Raw genomic sequence first — 17,330 nt, 5'->3', positions numbered from 1 at the left:
CCAACGTTTTACAACTATGAAAATAGGGTTTTAACACCTTCGTCCTTTCGCCCGAAACCGAAAACTGCAAACCATGATGAACTAGCGGCAACCACTTCACGCCCTATTTTTATAGTTGATGTTGGCAAACGTTTTTTATTCTTTCACCACTTTCAGGTTAGTGACATTTCCGTCCGTCTGAACCAATTGAAGTAGATAAATGCCTATTGGGTCTGGTAAAATGTAGTCGATACGTACCTGTGAATTCCGCGTTTCTGTGCTAACCAATTCTCCCAAAGCGTTGTATGCGTTTATTGTGATTGTTCCGATTGTAGAACCAAGGTCTATTTGAATTCGGTTACTTGTCGGATTGGGATAAAAAAGCACGTTTTCTAAGGGGTCAAGCCCGTGAACCGATACTTCGTTCCAAGGATAGTCGCAATTCTGATGTCCTTCTATCGAACTGATGTTGTTAACGACAATATCAAGTTCTGTATCTGAGTAGCACAGCAAAGAATAGAAGTACCAATCAACTACACCGCTGCATCCGTTGTATTGCGGAAACGGATTGTATCCGAAATAAGGATTACCATTTGAATAGGTTGCAGTATCCATAAATGTTCGTTCGTTAAAAGAACCTCCCCACCATATGTATCCGTCAACTTCGGTATGTACAGTCACTCCACGGAATGCTTGTCCGTTGTGATAAACTGAAAACGTATCGGTCACTTCCATCGGGCTGTTAGAACAGGTAGCATCTCCAATCGCTGTGTCGAGCGGAAACCAAGTGTCACCTGGAACTGCGTTGAAGCAAACCAAAGGATGAAAAACAGATTCACTTTCAACGTAATGCCATAGTGTGTCTCCGTCAAAATACCATAGATAGCTTGGTTCTGTACCTTGCGTATAATTGGACAAGAAGTAACTGTCACCGAACAAACGGGTACAGGTCTTTCCTTGAACTGTCTCAATACCATTTACATAGTACCGAGCGTAGCCGTAATACGGTGGTCCGCCAAAAGCAAAATTCCATTCTGAGTTCGAACTAGGCCATTCATTTTGTGCAACCACGGTCTGAGCGAAACCAAACAGCATCGTTATGGAAAATAGAACTAAGAAATGCGCAGTTTTCATCTGATGTTTTCTAGATGCGCCAAAATGTTTGCCAACGGTTCTCAGCTATGAAAAATAGGGTTTTAACTGCTTCGCCCTGTCCCACAGGACAGGAGCGGACAGATAAACCCGAACCCTGCGTAACTGATGAGTCCCTATTTTGCATAGATGGTGTTGTAGCACGTTTTTTCATACCACAAGTTCCTTTAAGGCTTTTCGAAATATACTCGTCAATATTGACGCAGGCAGAACATGGACGGTCTTATTTGGTGTCCCCGTAAAGACCAAATGTTTTGCTTCATATTGTGCCATTGTCCTCCATGGTATGGTGTTCATATGAACAATTTTTCGTACCCCTTTCTTGATTTCGTGAATTTCTTTTTTACTGTCCCATATGTAGTCTAAAGATGAAGACTTGACGATTTTACAACTTGTGAGTTTTGTGCCATTATTACTGTACGAAACGCCAAAATCAGTTGTTTTTAGACCAACAATCGCCAGCTTATTGAAAGAGTATTTATCATAGGACATTTCAAGCCACATTTCAGCTGTGTCCAAGAAGCCTTGTGCTTCCCGATATTCGGGGAGTTTGTACTGATGTTCGTATTTATTCCTGATGTCAGTAAGCAGACTAACAACCGCAGTAAATTTAAAATTCAACAGACGTAAAGCTTCAAGTTTCGTGTCGGTAGAGGCAAACTTATTCCATCCTTCACAGTGCCTTATATGAGTGTCGTCAATTATCTCGTCTATTCGGCAGTGAATGGCCTTCTTAATATTACCAATTCCATTACCGATTGAATGCTTGTCACTGTTCTCAAGGTCTTTTTTCGCCCATTCCAAGAACTCTTTAGCCGATACGGTATTCGAATTTGTATCCTGGCGCTTAGAAAGTGTCAATAACATAGGGCGATTTCAAAATGTGCTACAACTAGGGGCTATGATAAATTCCACTACTGCAATTTATCATATCCGCCTTTGCCCAAGCACGATTTCTTTTTATAGCCCTCCAATTAGGGGTGCTATAGGTAATTCTTTCTGTAGGCTCCGTTGTTTTTATATCCATCAATACTACCCATTCCTCTGAACATATCCAACACCCTCATCGCTGCTCGCTGTAGCATGACTGAAAAGGGGGCATCGCCAAGCCCTTTTCCCACCTTCAATTATCATAATCGGTAATGCTAGGCCGTCTGTTGGTAATCTGATGGTGGTTCTAGAAATACCAAGAATGGTTCTAGAAATACCAAGGGTGGTTCTAGAAATACCAAGAATGGTTCTGGAAATACCAACAATGGTTCTAGAAATACCAAGGGTGGTTCTAGAAATACCAAGAATGGTTCTGGAAATACCAAGGGTGGTTCTGGAAATACCAAGGGTGGTTCTAGAAATACCAAGAATGGTTATTGAATAAGCCAGAGCCTTAGTGGAATGTCGTAGGATGATAATATGATAACCAATGTTCATCATTGAATAACCAATTGTCATTATTTGAATACCGATAATGATTATTTGAATACCAATTGTCATTATTTGAAAACCAATAATGATTATATGAATACCAATTGTCATTATTGGAGCATGAATAAGGAATTTTAAATGACTGAAAAACAGCCAGATACATCTGAATTTCGTTGGTAATGAAAAAAAATTGTCGTCAGACGACAATTTTAATCACATCGTGCCGAAATTAGCTCTGCAAGGAAAATCCTTGCCCGAGTATACAACTCGGATATGCCACTAACTAAAAGAAAAGAAAATGGCACGAAAAAATGTAAAGGTGGTTATACCCACCAACGCTGACGACCTGATTCAATTGGCTCAGGACATCATTGCAAAGCACACGGCTGATGGGGCGGCAAGTCCGCTTAACGGCTTGGACATGACCGCGTTTGAGACGCGCGTGTCGAATGCCGCTGCTAAGAATGCCTTGCAGAAACAACTGCGTAGAGATGCCGAAATGGCCACGGAAGACCGTGATGGACTACTGGGTAAGCGGAAAGATCAGAATGTGAATACGGATGGCACGGTAGTGAACGTATCAGCTCGGGTGCGCGATATATTATTAGGAACCCTGAAGGGCAACGAACAGCAGTTGGGCCAATGGGGGTATCAGGTCAATCAGAGTTCTAAAAGCAATGGTGGCTCTAACACGGGCAGTGGCGACACGGGCAGTGGCGGCAATCAAACATCTGGTGGAACCGTAAATGGTATGGTAAGCAGTATGAACGGCTCTATGCCTATCATCAAAGCAAGTGTGCAAGTACTGGGTACGAGCGGAAGCGTAATGACCAGTGCCGGGGGTACTTTCAGCTTGACCAAGGTGCCAGCAGGCCCTCAGACCTTGCGGGTATCTGCCGCTGGTTACCTGCAAACAGATGTTCCGGTGGTGGTGACAAATAATGGTGTGATTACCGTGAATGTGCAGCTTACTCCGATGCCTTAAGGAAGAGGATAAAATCGAATAGATGAAAGCCCCGTTCTGAAACCAGAGCGGGGCTTTCTTTTTCTGTTCTACAAAGACCTCCGAGCTTTTGAAAGCCTTTAAGGTGATCACTATTTCCTATGCGCACGCTGTGCCAAGCACTTAAGCACCTGTAGGGTAATCGCAAATCGTTATTCGTTAATCGTTATTCGATAATCGTTATTCGTTCTTCGCCAATCAAAAAGAAAAAGGAGCAAGGAATAAGTCGAAAGGCCTAAGGGTAGCCACAATCGCAGTTCGTTGATCGATAATCGTTGTTCGCAAATAATTCAATGCGTTTTTAGAAGAAGCATCTCTTTGTCATCGTGTCCAGCACAGCTAGCAAGGAGACCCTTTACTTCGACAAGCTCAGCACAGGCTCTTCGTTAGGGTGACAAAACCGTTGTCGTACCATCCCAAACAAATTTGATCAGCGAAAAACGATTGACGAACTGCGATTCGATATTCCAACGCGCCATACAAGGTGATAGCTACCTTGAGATTCCTTATTTCATCTTCGGGTCAAGAATCTCCTCCAAACGAAGCTTCATGAAACTGATGCTTTCGTATCCATCCTTTTCAAATAGAACTCCTATTTCGCCATTTGGCAGCACCGCCATACACGAATAGGCGAAACCTTCTTTATAAATGGTCTTTCGATGAGGCCAAGTGGCGCCATTATCTGTGCTCGCATACACGGTTCCTCTTAGCCGTCTACTTCGGTGTCTTGGATTACAGAACAGGATCGTAGAGTCGTTGTATGCGATCAAACTTCCTTGACATTCGGGTTCGAGCAATGCTTTTTCGTCTGATACTTCGCCCCAGGTCTGCCCACCATCTTCGCTGAAAGCAATCTTGCGTTTGTGATTTCCTTGTTCGCTGCGGGCATTTAATAGTAAACGGCCATCACTCAGTTCTACCATTTGCACCTCATTGGCCCAACCGCGTACCTTCTTTTTGTAAGGGGCGAGTTCACCTTTCGTCCAGGTTGCTCCGCCATCATCAGAATAAACCGCATACACAAACCAGTTTCCCCACGGACCTTGGTTGAGGGGCATCACCAAACGCCCAGCGTGTTTTTCATTTTTCAATTCTATACCGATGCCTGGACCAGATGCAAGGGACGTAGCTTCGGGTCTTTTGACTTCCGTTGTAATGTCTTTTGCTTCTACCCAAGTTGTTCCTTCATCATCCGAATAGGTGATAAACGTTCTGCAAATTCGCTCGCCATCCAAACCCGGCATCGCCTGTTTTTCGCCATACCCTTCTGCATAACGTTGGTACATGAGTAAAATCCGACCGTCTTTTCTAACAAGTGCCTGAGGATTGTTCAGTGCGTTTTTTCCATCTTCCGCCACAACGCTTAGTTGGCTCCAAGTTTGGCCGTTATCTGTGCTTCGCTTCAGTACAATGTCGTTCTCAGAATGGTCGAGTAGATTGGCGCGCCCTTCGGCAAAAGCCAGCAGCGAGCCCGAATTGGTGCAGACCAGCGATGGAATGCGGTAGTTCTTGTAGCCATCCTGCTTTCTTTGAAACACGCCAACAACTGTTTGGGCGCTTGCAGAAAAGTAAGATACGGTCAAAAGAATGATCAGAACATTTCGCATGGCGTGAAAGTAGTTTTCCGGAGAGAAAGAATAATCAAGACCATTGGCCGTTTTTGATAACTGTTCTACATTATTAATATGATCAGAACAGTACATTTGAGAACCATTCAGCCCTGATTCATGTTTACGAATTGATGTTCAAGTTGAAGATACTCTTCTTTTGTGTTGTTGTCTTAGTGCTCAGCGCCTGTAATCAGGACGACCCGAATGAGCCTTACGTAACCACTCCCTACGAATTAGTGATCCCTCAGGGACTTCCTCCCATGGCTCAATTCATTCCGGCTGATAATGCCATGACAGTAGAAGGTGTGGCGCTTGGCAGAAAGTTGTTCTATGATCCGCTGCTTTCAGGAGATAATACCATGGCCTGTGCCACGTGTCATCCTCAGGAACATGGATTTTCAGACCCACGACAGTTCAGCGTTGGAATCGATGGCAGTGTAGGCAACAGAAATGCAATGGCGATCATCAATCTGGGATGGAATCAGTTTGGTTTCTTTTGGGACGGAAGGGAAGCAACACTGGAAGATCAGGCTTTGAAGCCCGTTACCAACCCCATTGAAATGAATACAACTTGGCCTGAAGTGGAGGCCAAATTGAATGCTAATGAGGAATACAAACTTCTATTCAAGCAGGCGTATGACATTGATAACATCGATTCGCTCTCTGTGGCAAAGGCAATTGCTCAGTTCGAACGTACGCTGATATCTGGCGGGTCTAGATTCGATCAGTGGTATAATCAGCAGGCTATCCAGCTCACAGAGCAGGAACTACATGGCTTTGTGCTGTATAATGGTGAAGGAGCCGATTGTTTCCATTGTCACGGTTTGGGAGGCTTTATCACGGATAATAAGTTCCACAACAATGGTATGGACGTTGATTTCAGCGCTGATGAAGGCCGTTATCTGGTAACCGGAGATGATTCGGATAAAGGTCACTTCAGAACGCCAACGCTTCGGAATATTGAGATGACCGCACCTTACATGCACGATGGTCGTTTCTTTACCTTGGAACAAGTGGTGGATCACTACAGCGAACACATTCTGCAATCGGCAACAATTGACCCCTTAATGGAATTGGTGGCAAATGGTGGGGCTCAACTAACCGTACAGGATAAACAGGACTTGATCGCATTCTTGAAAACGTTTACGGATCAAGGATTTATACAGAATCCTGATTTCAGCGACTCCAATCCTTAGTGTGATGAAAGGCACGTCTATTCGCCACCAATTGATGAACTTTGAATAAGAACTAAACGAAAATGAAAAAGCTGATTCTATTACTGTTAGTTGGTGTTGTTGCTGCGGGTTTTTCCTCCTGTAATTCGGATGGATGTGTTGATCCAACTGCTATTAATTACGACCCGGACGCCAAGAGTGATGATGGAAGTTGCGTCTATCTGGCAGACAACCTGAATTTGGCATTTCATTCTAAACTCGGGAACAGAGATTTTGAGTTTGGGTTGGTCGCTATCACAAGCAGCGGTCGAAAGATAAAATACACACGTGCGCAGATGTACATGAGTAATTTTTCATTCAATGGTACGGGAAACGTCTACAAACCATTGGATGCTCACATTTTGCTTAAAGCTGATGTACAGGACTACAATCTTGGATATCTACCGATTGACACCTACACGTCCATTAGTTTCAGTGCTGGGGTTGATAGCGTCTCGAATCACCTCGATCCGGCAACATTTGCTGGAACTAGCGCACTTTCATCCAATAATCCCGATCACATGCATTGGGGTTGGGATCCAGGCTATATCTTCTTCGTGCTCGAAGGGCAAGTAGATACATCTGCTGCAATGGACGGTACAGCAAATGCTCCGTTCATTTTCCATGTTGGTACAGACATGCATCGGGTGGATATGGACTTTGTAACCGAGGTCAACTCGGTTGCTTCGGGCGTTACCATAGACATTAATGTAGATTGGTTGAAACTACTTGATGGCACCAATATGACGGGTGAAATTGCCACCCGTTCTACCCATACAACCAATAATCCGGCTTTGGCAACGCTGATGGTTTCCAATGTTGACGCGGCATTCAGCATACAGTAATAGTTTGCGATGAACTACAGAAAGCGCATTCCGAAATGGCTTTGGGGTGTGTTTTTTCTGTTGGTCGCATCGTGCCAAACAGACGAGCCTGTCCCGTACCAACTAGCTATTCCAAATTGGTTTCCAGAGTTGGGAATTCCTGCCGAAAACCAACTCACACAGGCGAGAATCGATCTAGGGAGGAAACTCTTTTACGAACCATTACTATCGTCCGATTCTTCGGTTTCCTGTAGTTCCTGTCATCAGATCGGAAAGGCATTTACAGATGGATTCCCGATAAGTTTAGGGGTGAATGACGCTCTTGGAATGCGCAATGCACCAACGCTTGCCAACATAGGTTATGCTCCGCATTTGTTTTTCGATGGGGGAGTGGCAACCTTGGAATTGCAATCTCAAGCTCCCATTTTTTCTCCAACCGAAATGAACTTCACCATTGCAGGTTTTTTGGAAAGGATTGCGGATGATGACGAATACAAACGCATGTTTGCAGAAGCATACGGTCGAGAACCAGATGCTTTTGGCATTTCACGCGCAATTGCCAGTTTTGAACGGACTTTGCTTAGCGGAAATTCTAGGTTCGACCAATACGAATATCAAGGAATTGCCAATTCCCTTTCTGCATCAGAGATCAGAGGCAAGAACATCTTTTTCTCCAACGAGGCCAGTTGTACGAGCTGCCATGAACCGCCACTTTTCACGAATTACGCTTACGAGAACATTGGCCTTTATTTGAATTATGCCGATTCTGGCCGAGCGCGCATATCTCATTTAGAAGAGGATAAAGGCAAGTTCAAGGTTCCGAGCTTGCGGAATGTAGAACTCACGGCTCCATACATGCACGATGGTAGTTTGCAATCGTTGGAGGAGGTTGTCCACCATTTCAATTCGGGTGGAGCGGGGCATCCGAATCAAAGTCCTGATGTCAAACCATTGAATCTTACCGAGCAACAGAAGATCGATCTTGTGGCTTTTCTCAGATCGCTCACGGATCAGTCATTCGTATCTGATCCTCAGTTCGGTGATCCAAATTGAGGTCACATGCTATTTTGTGACAACCGTCACAACCAACCGAACCAAGCCAAGCTACCTTCGTTGACACGTAGACGATAATGACAATAGTAGGTTGGATAATGGCAGTGGTAATTGGGATGACTCTCGGTTTGTTGGGCGGAGGTGGTTCTATTCTTACTGTGCCTGTACTGGTTTACCTATTGGACATCGATCCGGTCGCTGCCACCGGTTATTCATTATTCATTGTGGGACTTACGGCACTAGTTGGGGCCGGAGGCTATTTCAAACAGGGATTTGTCGATCTCAAAACCGCACTTGTGTTCGGGGCCTCATCCATTGTGGCAGTTTATTTCGCGCGAAAGGTGTTGGTCCCTGCCATCCCAGAAGAGATTTTCCAGATCGGAGATTTTATTCTCACGCGCAACATGGGAATCATGGCCTTGTTTGCCGTTATGATGGTGGCTGCATCGTATTCCATGATTCGCGGAAGAAGCGAATCCAGCAAAGCGGTTGTCGGTATCAAATACAACTACCCGTTACTGTTAATTGAAGGTCTGATCATCGGTGTATTGGTAGGAATGGTTGGCGCTGGTGGAGGTTTTTTGATCATTCCGGCATTGGTCATTCTGTCCAATCTGCCAATGAAAAGCGCCATCGGGACCTCTCTTACCATCATTGCTGTCAATTCACTCATCGGATTTTTGGGTGATGTGCAGAATCAGGCCATCGACTGGAAATTCTTACTTATTTTCTCTGGTCTGTCGGTTGTAGGTATTTTCATCGGAACAAAACTTTCCAGCTTCGTGCCTGGAGATAAACTAAAACCTGCATTTGGTTGGTTCGTACTCATCATGGGCATTTACATCCTCGGAAAAGAACTTTTATTTTAATTCAAACAGAAATTCACAAAATCATCAAACAATAGAAAAATGAAATACATAGCACAGATCAGTACAGTTTTTTTCATGGCGTTGGTCATGGTTTCTTGTTCAAACGGACAGAATAAAGCATCGGCAGATGGTTCGATTGCAGAAAACGTCAACGTAGAAGAATTTGCGAAACATTTGGATGGCGCTCAAGTAGTAGATGTGAGAACTCCAGCAGAATGGAACGAAGGCATCATGGAAGGAGCGAACATGTTCAATATTTACGAACCTTCATTTGAAACAAACCTTGCCAAATTGGATAAGGAAAAACCAGTGGCTGTTTATTGCAAAGTGGGCGGAAGAAGCGGACAGGCCATGGCCAAAATGAAAGAATTGGGCTTTAAAGAAGTATATAATCTGAAGGGAGGAATGGACGCATGGAAAAGTGCGAAGAAACCAACCGTAAAACCATAGTATGAGAAGTATTTGGCTGATAGTTTTTGTTCTGGGCATAGCTACTGCAATGATGCAGAGCTGTGCCGAAAAGCAACCTGAAAAGGTGGTGAAAAACGTACAGTACGTAACTGGACCTGATGAGATCACCTACCTCAAATTGGGAAAGGAGATTTCGGATACGGTGCAATCAACACTGAAGGCAAACCTGATGAAAGCGATGCAGGAAGGTGGGCCTGTGAATGCCGTGAAATTCTGCAACGCTCAGGCAATGGAACTGACCGATATCTATTCCACCAAATACAGTACGGAAGTAAAACGCGTGTCAGATAAGAACCGAAATCCGAAAAACGAGCCTAATGCAAAGGAGTTGGACGTATTGGCAGATTTCAAACGCTTGCTTGAAGCTGGAGAACCGGTGCTGCCCAAAGTTGCCATAGATGCAGAAGGACACAAGAACTTCTACGCACCCATTTTTACGGGAGGAATGTGTCTTACCTGTCACGGCAATCCCAAAAACATGCAGCCAGAACTTGTTTCTGAGTTAGACAGTCTTTACCCGAACGATAAGGCAAGAGGATATTCCGTGGACGAACTCCGCGGCATTTGGAGTATAAAATTCAAAAACAGCTAGAGATGGCAAATTTCAACGAGATCATCAATTCAGATAAGCCAGTTCTTATCGACTTTCATGCAACCTGGTGCGGTCCATGTAAAATGATGGGGCCTATCCTGCAAGACGTTTCCAAAAAAATCGGTGGAAGAGCCACCATCTTGAAAGTGGATGTGGATAAGAACCCGAAAGTGGCTGCCAAATATCAGATTCAAGGCGTACCGACCTTGATGATATTCAAGAAAGGTAAAATGCTTTGGCGTCAAAGTGGAGTAGTGGCTGCACCGCAGCTCATCAGCCTGCTCGAAAAGAACGCATGATCGGTTTTCCCATTCTTTGGGAATAAAAATCCCATTTCTTTTGCCCTGAAACTGGGCATTTTCTTCCATTGTCCTATGATCGTTAAGTGCTTCTTCTAACCCTTAATGTTTAGGTAACACAACCATAATTCTATTGTAAGGATCAACAAGGGTGGTGGTAACATACTAATGATTGATTTGCATCGGATTTAAAACGAAAACCAAACAATCATTTAAAATGAAAAGAAGTTACCTGAATTTCGTTGCAGTAATTGGTCTTGCTACCAGTATTGCGCTTTTGCCTTCTTGCACAAAGAAGGAAGGATGTACTGACCCAACGGCCAGCAACTATGATGCTGATGCTGACAAGAGCGATGGCTCATGTACCTATGACGATGCTGTAAAATCCGGTGAACTTTCAGCAGACGAAACTTGGGATGCTAACAGAATCTATTACCTCCAAGGTAGAGTTGTCGTTCCAAGTGGTGTAACACTTACGATTGAAGCAGGTGCCATCATCAAAGGGAAAGAAGGAATTGAAACAAATGCTTCTGCACTTGTAGTTGCAAGAGGTGGAAGAATCATTGCTAACGGTACTGCCGCTGCGCCAATCATTTTCACTTCAGAGTTGGATAACATTCAACTGGGAGAGAAAGTAGGTTCTAACCTTACTAAGACAGATAACGAAAAGTGGGGTGGAGTTGTCATTCTTGGAAGCGCGCCTATCTCTGCCGAGAATGGTGACACGGAAGCAAACATCGAAGGGATTCCTGCCAATTTAGGCTACGGTCTTTTCGGAGGAAGCAATGCCGGAGATGACTCAGGTATCTTGAACTACGTTTCAATCCGTCATGGTGGAATCACCATTGGTGAAGGAAACGAGTTGAACGGTCTTACACTTGGCGGTGTTGGAACAGGAACAACTATCAGCAATATCGAAATCTACGCTACGCTTGATGACGGTATCGAGTGTTTCGGTGGAACAGTTGATATTGACGATGCACTTGTTTTCTACCAAGGAGACGATGGTCTTGATATTGACATGAACTACTCAGGAACGATCAACGGATTCGCTGTTCTTCACGGAGACGGAATCGGAACGGATGAAGGTCTTGAGATCGATGGTCCAGAAGGAACTACCAACGTAAACGGACAGTTTACAGTATCTAACGGAATCTGCAAGTCAATGGGCTCTTCAGACGGTTCTGCAGGAGATTTCAAATCAAAGGCTCAAGGAAACGTTACCAACGTAACATTCGATTACTCTTCATTGGGCGGAAAAGCAGTGAAGTTCAGAACTGGATTCGATGGTTCTTGTGGCCACAAGAGCGATGCATACAAGTATCTTACTGCCCCAAGTGGTGCTCAATCTTTGATTTTTACAAACTGTAGCTTCAGCGGAGTAAAGGTGTATGATGCGCTAGAAAACCTTACTGCTACGCCACCAGTGCCATCTTTGTGCCCAACTGAATTGGCTGCTTCACAGGTAACTGCTGCTGATGCCATTACTTCAGGTTCAGGTGCTTCTTACGACTACGCCAGCAAGTTCTCTTGGGGAGCTGCAGGTACAAGAGGAGAGCTTTAATACCTAGCTTAAGTTATTGTTAAGGATGCCTCGCAACGAAAGTTGCGGGGCTTCTTTGCTTTATTCTTGCGCAACTTTTCAACCTAGGGAAAAATGAAAAATCTGTTCTTATCCTTGCTTTTTTCGGTGGCTTGTTTAGCCGCTTTCGGACAGCAAAAAGGCTTTATCCGCGGAAATATTGGCGATGGACAGTTCGGTGGGCCACTTATCGGAGCCAACGTCACCATTCCAGCACTATCAGGTGTAGGTGCCACCACCGATTTTGACGGTAATTTTTCCATTACCATCGAACCTGGTACATATGAGGTAAAGGTCTCATACATCTCCTTTGCCGATCAGATCTTTAAGGATGTAGAAGTGAAAGAAGGCGAAGTCACCAAACTCGATGCCGTGTTGGAAATGGCCACACAGCAAGTGGCCATGGTAGAAGTGGTGGCAACCGTTAGGAAGAATTCCGAAGCAGGTGTACTCATGGAAATGAAGAACGCCACGGTGGTCACAGATGGTCTTTCTGCTCAATCGTTCCGCAAGGTGGGAGATTCAGACCTTTCCGGTGCCATCAGGCGTGTTACAGGTGTTACCGTGCAGGATGGCAAATACGTTTACGTACGTGGTTTGGGCGATAGATACACCAAATCTGTTCTCAATGGAATGACCTTGCCAGGATTGGATCCCGATGTCAACGCTGTTCAGATCGACATTTTTCCAACGGCAGTATTGGAGAACGTATCCGTTTCAAAATCATTCTCACCAGACCTCGATGGAGATTTTACGGGCGGATTGGTGAATGTGGTCACCAAGAAATTCCCAGAAGAGAAGACTACCCAGATCGGTGTCAACTTCACTTACATTCCAGGACAGCATTTCAACAGCAATTACATCTCTTACACCAAAGGAAAACTCGATTGGCTGGGCTTTGATGATGGATTGCGAAAACTCCCAATAAATGGAGAGGCAAATGTTCCCAATGAATCTTTGGTGAATCCAGAATTGGAACGGATCACCCGAAGCTTCAATTCAGAATTGGCCACTAAAAGGCAGTTCGCTTTCATGAATTCTTCCTTCACTGTAAATCACGGCAATCAGATAAATAAGGAAGATGGCCCCACCTTCGGGTACAATTTCGTGTTCCGATATTCAAACGAACGCAATTTCTACGAAGGATTTCAAGCAAACGATTACCTCAAAGATCAACAATTGAGCGGCATTGAACTCGACAGACAACGGACTAGAGTTGGCGATGTTGGAAAGGAGAACATCATGTGGAACGCACTTCTCACCGGAAGCATGAAACGCAAGAAAAGTAGTTATACCGCCACCTTGCTTTACAATCAGAGCAGCGAATCCACAGCTGCAAAACGAATCAATCAGGATTTTGAACAGAACCAGTCCACACTGGTCGAAGACGTTCTCACCTATACGCAGCGAAGCCTTGGCAATTTTCAGCTTACAGGTTCGCACAGGGTGGGAATAGCCGAATTGGAGTGGGGCAACTCACTTTCCATTTCGCGTGTTTATGACCCCGATTTCAGAGAGACCAGAATTTCAATCACAGACGGAGATACGGCCCTTTCAACCGGAAATGGTGCAGGAATTGACCGTTTTTGGAGAGATCTCAACGAATTCAACGAATCCTTCCGTTTCGATGCCAAGATCAAGCTCCACGAGAACATTTCGGTCAAAGTTGGCGCGGCAGATACCTATAAGAGCAGAACCTTCAGTGTGTACTCCTACAAACATAGACCTACCAATCTGAGCGATATCAGCATAGATCCCGATTGGTTCCTGCAAGACGACAATATCTGGTCTTCAGACCCATCAAGCACAAATTACAGAGAGGGTACATACACCATCGGTAATTTTCAACCGGCCAACCAATACGAGGCCACTCAGAACATTGCAGCAGCTTATTTAATGGCCGAGCAGCAGGTAAAGAAGAAACTGAACCTGATCTACGGTGTGCGATTGGAGCATACCCTCATGTTCTACGATGGCGTAAACCAGAACAACACGGTTCGTTACCTCAACGAGAAGACCCTCAACGCGTTGAGCATTCTTCCTGCTCTGAACATCGTTTACAAGGTTACACCAAAGATGAACCTCCGCGCAGGTTACAGCAGAACAATTGCCCGACCATCCTTCAAAGAAAAGTCCGAGGCCGAGATCTACGATCCCATCACCAAGCGTACGTTCTCCGGTAACCTCGACCTTAAGCTCACCAACATCGACAATGCCGACCTGCGCTACGAATTTTTCATTGGAGGTAAAGACATGCTCTCCGTTTCCGGTTTCTACAAGCGTTTTGATGGTCATATTGAATTGGTATCCTTCGAAACAGCTCCAGATAACCTCAAGCCGCGCAACTCAGGAATTGCGCAGGTTTTCGGTGGTGAGTTTGAGATAAGAAAAGGACTGCGCCAGCACACCTCATCCAAATTTTTGCAAGGTTTCTTCTTTGCAGCAAATGCTTCCATTGTACATTCCATGGTCGATATGAGCAGTGTATTGGTCGACAATGATGGTGGAACAGAATTGGAACTTCGCCAGAGCAGTGCACGCGATGGTGAGACCATCAACCGCTTCCGAACCATGTCGGGGCAATCGCCTTACGCGGTAAATGGAAGCATCTCCTACGAGTTCGGAGAAAATCGCGGAACCGTATCGTTGGCCTACAACGTACAAGGCGACCAGTTGAGTATCATCGGTTCGGGCCGTGTGCCAGACGTTTATACCCTGGCTTTTCACAGCCTCAATTTCAATGCATATGTCAATCTTGGAGAGAAACGGAAGTCACAGATTTCTATTCGGGTACAGAACCTGTTGAACGATGATAGAACACTCGTTTACCGCTCCTACAAGGCAGAAGATCAGATCTTCACATCCTTCAAACCCGGTGTCAGCATCCGATTGGGCTATCAGTACACGTTCTAGAAACTTCACTCCACCAAACCGAAGCGTTCCCCACCCAAAGTCTGATACCTGACGTCTCGTATCTCACATCTGACGTCACACTTCGATCGCCTGCAAGCAGAAAGGATCAGGGCGAGGGAATCATTTAAACAAACATCGCCCGAAGTGATCACTTCATAATGGTCACCTTCTGCATCGCTACACCTCTTTCAGTATTCAGATGAAGAATGTACGCTCCTGATGGTAGGTCACTTTCAATCATCATCCTATCTGTTGCTCTTGATAGCTGCTCTTCTCGTAGCACCCTTCCAGAAACATCCAGTATTCGGAAACCAAGTATCACCGTGCTGCTGGTTGATACGGAGAACATGCCTGAATTAGGATTTGGCTGCAAATGCAACCCGATCAGATTTTCAACACTCGAAACACCATCAAAAACATATCCATCAACATTGGAAATGGATGAACACGGAAGGGCATCGCTTAGCTCAATCCGATAATTGGTCGCACTCGGACCATCTATTCGCACATCAGAGAAGAGGGTGTCCAAAGTAGTTCCGATCATCTGCCAATTCCCGGCTGGATATTCGCGATAAACCATATACAGGACTTGGCCATTCCCGTTGGATGAAGCCAAAGGTGGATCGGCCAAAGTTGTCCACGATAGAGAAACGATTGTATCAACGCTTGCCACCGAAAGAAAAATGTACGAAACTGTTTGCACAGCAGCCGAAACTGCCCGTCCGTCACAACCAGACCTAGTTCTTATTCGATAATGATTCGGTCCAATTGCACTTGGTGCCAACACCAGATTTGCAGCATCATGTACAAATTCCGTGATATTGATATCCTCAACACTACCAACCTCTTGGTACGGACCATCAGCATTTATAGCGTGCTCAATAATGTATGCATCAAAAACGGAAGGAGAAAAAGGATCGCTCACCGGTTCCCACCACAATTTCAGATCTCCATTTTCAAGAACACTTACGCAATGAGGCTGTGGACTGTTTAAAACCGAATCTGCCACTACGGTTATCGAAACATTCATCGCATCACTAGCACTGAACGGACAGAAGTCGTCCACATATTTGAACAAGAAATTGTACGTGGTCGAAGGGGTTCCGCACTCTCCCTGCTGAACAACATGATCGCAACTAGTAACCCAATTGAATGTGGTCGTAAGTGCCGAACCATTGGCAATTGTAGGCGGCACTGCTCCAGAAAGAGTAGCACATGGCGCATTCAGGCATCCAGTGTTAGCATCCGTGAACCCTGTCCCAAATTGAAGTCCCTCGGCTCTAAAACCCATATCTTGAAACACGCCAGAAATATAGTTGGTGTCTTCTGCCATTACAGAAAAATTGACCGTGTCACCGGCCACAACCGTCACATGGTACCCAGTACTTCCCATCGGTAGCAACCAATTGGGTTCAGAAATAACCGGAGCGGTGTTCGATACCTGACAGAATCCAGCGGTAATCATCATGTCCCTTGATGCCCTGGCAATTCGCTGACCGCAACGCCAAGCAGTCACATCCACTTCAACTGTCCATCTACCTTGCAGACCGATAGGGAAATCGTACGCTAAAAATCCTGTTGATGGGTTTAGTACAACATCTGCATACGATGGATTAACAGCAGCTCCCGGCAGCGGAGAGCTGCCCGAAAAACCAGACTCATAATTCAGTGGCATCTGGTTGGTCCTGATGGCAGGCACAAGTTCGTAGCTTAAGGAATCCATATCTGGGTCAAGTGCATTGGAGTAGTATCGATATCGACTTCTAGCACATACGGCAAAAGCTGGTTTTTCTGCAAATGCAGGGCTCGAATCGTAACATGGATACATTTCGCGGCCTTCAAATGGATACATCGTGGCAGAAAAATAGACCTCTTCGTTTGGGCCATTCGTAATATTATCAGATTGCCCACGGCAGCATTTGGCGTACTCAATTCGATAGCCTTCAGCAGGTGGTGTTCCCGTTATGGCAATCGGGTCAGATGCGTATGTGAGTTTTTCTACGGTGCCAAATTGCCCACTTTCGCAAGTATATCCACAGGCCGAGTTGCTTACGTCCTCTTGGCTTATTAGATGAATGGACAAGATGAGTAAGCTCGGATGGTTGATGATCCGTATTTCCTGTTCAGAAGTGACGAATGTGTTCACGCTACAGTCACGGTATAGCGACACGTAAAATACCGTCTTCCCGGCATCCGGTCCGTCAGAGATACACTCCCAATAGATATCTCCTCCAATGATGTGCGCGGCTTTTACCCTTTCGTTTCCTAACATAGAAACGATAAAAACCACCAGCAGAATACAATGTCTGAACTTTGGCATATTGCAAATTTTATGCGGTCAATTTCG

The 17,330-nt window shown here is 45.1% G+C and carries 15 protein-coding genes; 10 read left to right on the top strand and 5 right to left on the bottom strand.

Going from position 1 to position 17,330, the window contains the following annotated elements:
- Positions 1–135: 135 nt before the first annotated feature.
- From K9J17_15220 to K9J17_15210, 3 genes are all read right to left on the bottom strand, one after another.
- Positions 136–1,113, bottom strand: a complete 978-nt coding sequence (locus K9J17_15220; protein MCF8278083.1) for a T9SS type A sorting domain-containing protein — start codon at positions 1,111–1,113, stop codon at positions 136–138.
- 168 nt (positions 1,114–1,281) lie between these two features.
- Positions 1,282–1,998 (bottom strand): hypothetical protein, encoded by a 717-nt coding sequence (locus tag K9J17_15215; protein MCF8278082.1) that lies wholly within the window; start codon positions 1,996–1,998, stop codon positions 1,282–1,284.
- A gap of 165 nt (positions 1,999–2,163) precedes the next feature.
- Positions 2,164–2,622 carry a hypothetical protein gene (locus K9J17_15210; protein MCF8278081.1) on the bottom strand — a complete coding sequence of 153 codons (459 nt, stop codon included), beginning with the start codon at positions 2,620–2,622 and terminating at the stop codon, positions 2,164–2,166.
- Positions 2,623–2,851: 229 nt separating this feature from the next.
- Here K9J17_15210 and K9J17_15205 point away from each other — a divergent pair, with 229 nt between their 5' ends.
- Positions 2,852–3,538: a carboxypeptidase-like regulatory domain-containing protein gene (locus K9J17_15205; GenBank protein ID MCF8278080.1), complete on the top strand. Its 687-nt coding sequence runs from the start codon at positions 2,852–2,854 to the stop codon at positions 3,536–3,538.
- Positions 3,539–4,062: 524 nt separating this feature from the next.
- On the opposite strand, the gene K9J17_15200 is transcribed toward K9J17_15205, so the two are convergent.
- Entirely contained in the window at positions 4,063–5,259 is a 1,197-nt protein-coding gene (locus tag K9J17_15200; GenBank protein ID MCF8278079.1) for a glycoside hydrolase, read from the bottom strand.
- A 38-nt stretch (positions 5,260–5,297) separates the two neighbouring features.
- On the opposite strand from K9J17_15200, the gene K9J17_15195 reads away from it, so the two are divergent.
- From K9J17_15195 to K9J17_15155, 9 genes are all read left to right on the top strand, one after another.
- The gene (locus tag K9J17_15195; GenBank protein ID MCF8278078.1) at positions 5,298–6,362 is read left to right on the top strand and encodes a cytochrome-c peroxidase; all 1,065 of its coding nucleotides are present in this window, start codon (positions 5,298–5,300) and stop codon (positions 6,360–6,362) included.
- Between the two features lie 62 nt (positions 6,363–6,424).
- On the top strand, positions 6,425–7,225 hold the full coding sequence (locus K9J17_15190; GenBank protein MCF8278077.1) for a hypothetical protein: 801 nt from the start codon (positions 6,425–6,427) through the stop codon (positions 7,223–7,225).
- Positions 7,226–7,234: 9 nt separating this feature from the next.
- Complete coding sequence (locus K9J17_15185; protein ID MCF8278076.1) at positions 7,235–8,257, top strand: c-type cytochrome; 1,023 nt, start codon at positions 7,235–7,237, stop codon at positions 8,255–8,257.
- 77 nt (positions 8,258–8,334) lie between these two features.
- Positions 8,335–9,126: a sulfite exporter TauE/SafE family protein gene (locus K9J17_15180; GenBank protein MCF8278075.1), complete on the top strand. Its 792-nt coding sequence runs from the start codon at positions 8,335–8,337 to the stop codon at positions 9,124–9,126.
- A gap of 39 nt (positions 9,127–9,165) precedes the next feature.
- Complete coding sequence (locus tag K9J17_15175; GenBank protein ID MCF8278074.1) at positions 9,166–9,576, top strand: rhodanese-like domain-containing protein; 411 nt, start codon at positions 9,166–9,168, stop codon at positions 9,574–9,576.
- Position 9,577: 1 nt separating this feature from the next.
- Entirely contained in the window at positions 9,578–10,189 is a 612-nt protein-coding gene (locus K9J17_15170; GenBank protein MCF8278073.1) for a DUF3365 domain-containing protein, read from the top strand.
- A 2-nt stretch (positions 10,190–10,191) separates the two neighbouring features.
- A complete protein-coding gene (trxA, locus tag K9J17_15165) occupies positions 10,192–10,488 on the top strand; it encodes a thioredoxin (protein MCF8278072.1) in 297 nt (98 codons plus the stop codon).
- A gap of 217 nt (positions 10,489–10,705) precedes the next feature.
- Positions 10,706–12,052, top strand: coding sequence for a hypothetical protein (locus K9J17_15160; protein ID MCF8278071.1), 1,347 nt, complete (start codon positions 10,706–10,708; stop codon positions 12,050–12,052).
- A gap of 93 nt (positions 12,053–12,145) precedes the next feature.
- A complete protein-coding gene (locus K9J17_15155; GenBank protein ID MCF8278070.1) occupies positions 12,146–14,983 on the top strand; it encodes a TonB-dependent receptor in 2,838 nt (945 codons plus the stop codon).
- A 148-nt stretch (positions 14,984–15,131) separates the two neighbouring features.
- Here K9J17_15155 and K9J17_15150 read toward each other — a convergent pair whose 3' ends face one another.
- Positions 15,132–17,303 (bottom strand): T9SS type A sorting domain-containing protein, encoded by a 2,172-nt coding sequence (locus K9J17_15150; protein MCF8278069.1) that lies wholly within the window; start codon positions 17,301–17,303, stop codon positions 15,132–15,134.
- Positions 17,304–17,330 lie beyond the last annotated feature (27 nt).

The sequence above is a fragment of the Flavobacteriales bacterium genome (assembly GCA_021739695.1).
Taxonomy (GTDB): Bacteria; Bacteroidota; Bacteroidia; order UBA10329; family UBA10329; genus UBA10329.
The sequence above is the reverse complement of the archived record's forward strand: the minus strand, read 5'-3'. Positions and strand labels throughout refer to the sequence as shown.

Coding starts and splice junctions, on each gene's coding strand:
- K9J17_15220 (MCF8278083.1), bottom strand. CDS start 1,113: ATGAAAACTGCGCATTTCTTAGTTCTATTTTCCATAACGATGCTGTTT.
- K9J17_15215 (MCF8278082.1), bottom strand. CDS start 1,998: ATGTTATTGACACTTTCTAAGCGCCAGGATACAAATTCGAATACCGTA.
- K9J17_15210 (MCF8278081.1), bottom strand. CDS start 2,622: ATGACAATTGGTATTCAAATAATCATTATCGGTATTCAAATAATGACA.
- K9J17_15205 (MCF8278080.1), top strand. CDS start 2,852: ATGGCACGAAAAAATGTAAAGGTGGTTATACCCACCAACGCTGACGAC.
- K9J17_15200 (MCF8278079.1), bottom strand. CDS start 5,259: ATGTACTGTTCTGATCATATTAATAATGTAGAACAGTTATCAAAAACG.
- K9J17_15195 (MCF8278078.1), top strand. CDS start 5,298: ATGTTCAAGTTGAAGATACTCTTCTTTTGTGTTGTTGTCTTAGTGCTC.
- K9J17_15190 (MCF8278077.1), top strand. CDS start 6,425: ATGAAAAAGCTGATTCTATTACTGTTAGTTGGTGTTGTTGCTGCGGGT.
- K9J17_15185 (MCF8278076.1), top strand. CDS start 7,235: ATGAACTACAGAAAGCGCATTCCGAAATGGCTTTGGGGTGTGTTTTTT.
- K9J17_15180 (MCF8278075.1), top strand. CDS start 8,335: ATGACAATAGTAGGTTGGATAATGGCAGTGGTAATTGGGATGACTCTC.
- K9J17_15175 (MCF8278074.1), top strand. CDS start 9,166: ATGAAATACATAGCACAGATCAGTACAGTTTTTTTCATGGCGTTGGTC.
- K9J17_15170 (MCF8278073.1), top strand. CDS start 9,578: ATGAGAAGTATTTGGCTGATAGTTTTTGTTCTGGGCATAGCTACTGCA.
- trxA (MCF8278072.1), top strand. CDS start 10,192: ATGGCAAATTTCAACGAGATCATCAATTCAGATAAGCCAGTTCTTATC.
- K9J17_15160 (MCF8278071.1), top strand. CDS start 10,706: ATGAAAAGAAGTTACCTGAATTTCGTTGCAGTAATTGGTCTTGCTACC.
- K9J17_15155 (MCF8278070.1), top strand. CDS start 12,146: ATGAAAAATCTGTTCTTATCCTTGCTTTTTTCGGTGGCTTGTTTAGCC.
- K9J17_15150 (MCF8278069.1), bottom strand. CDS start 17,303: ATGCCAAAGTTCAGACATTGTATTCTGCTGGTGGTTTTTATCGTTTCT.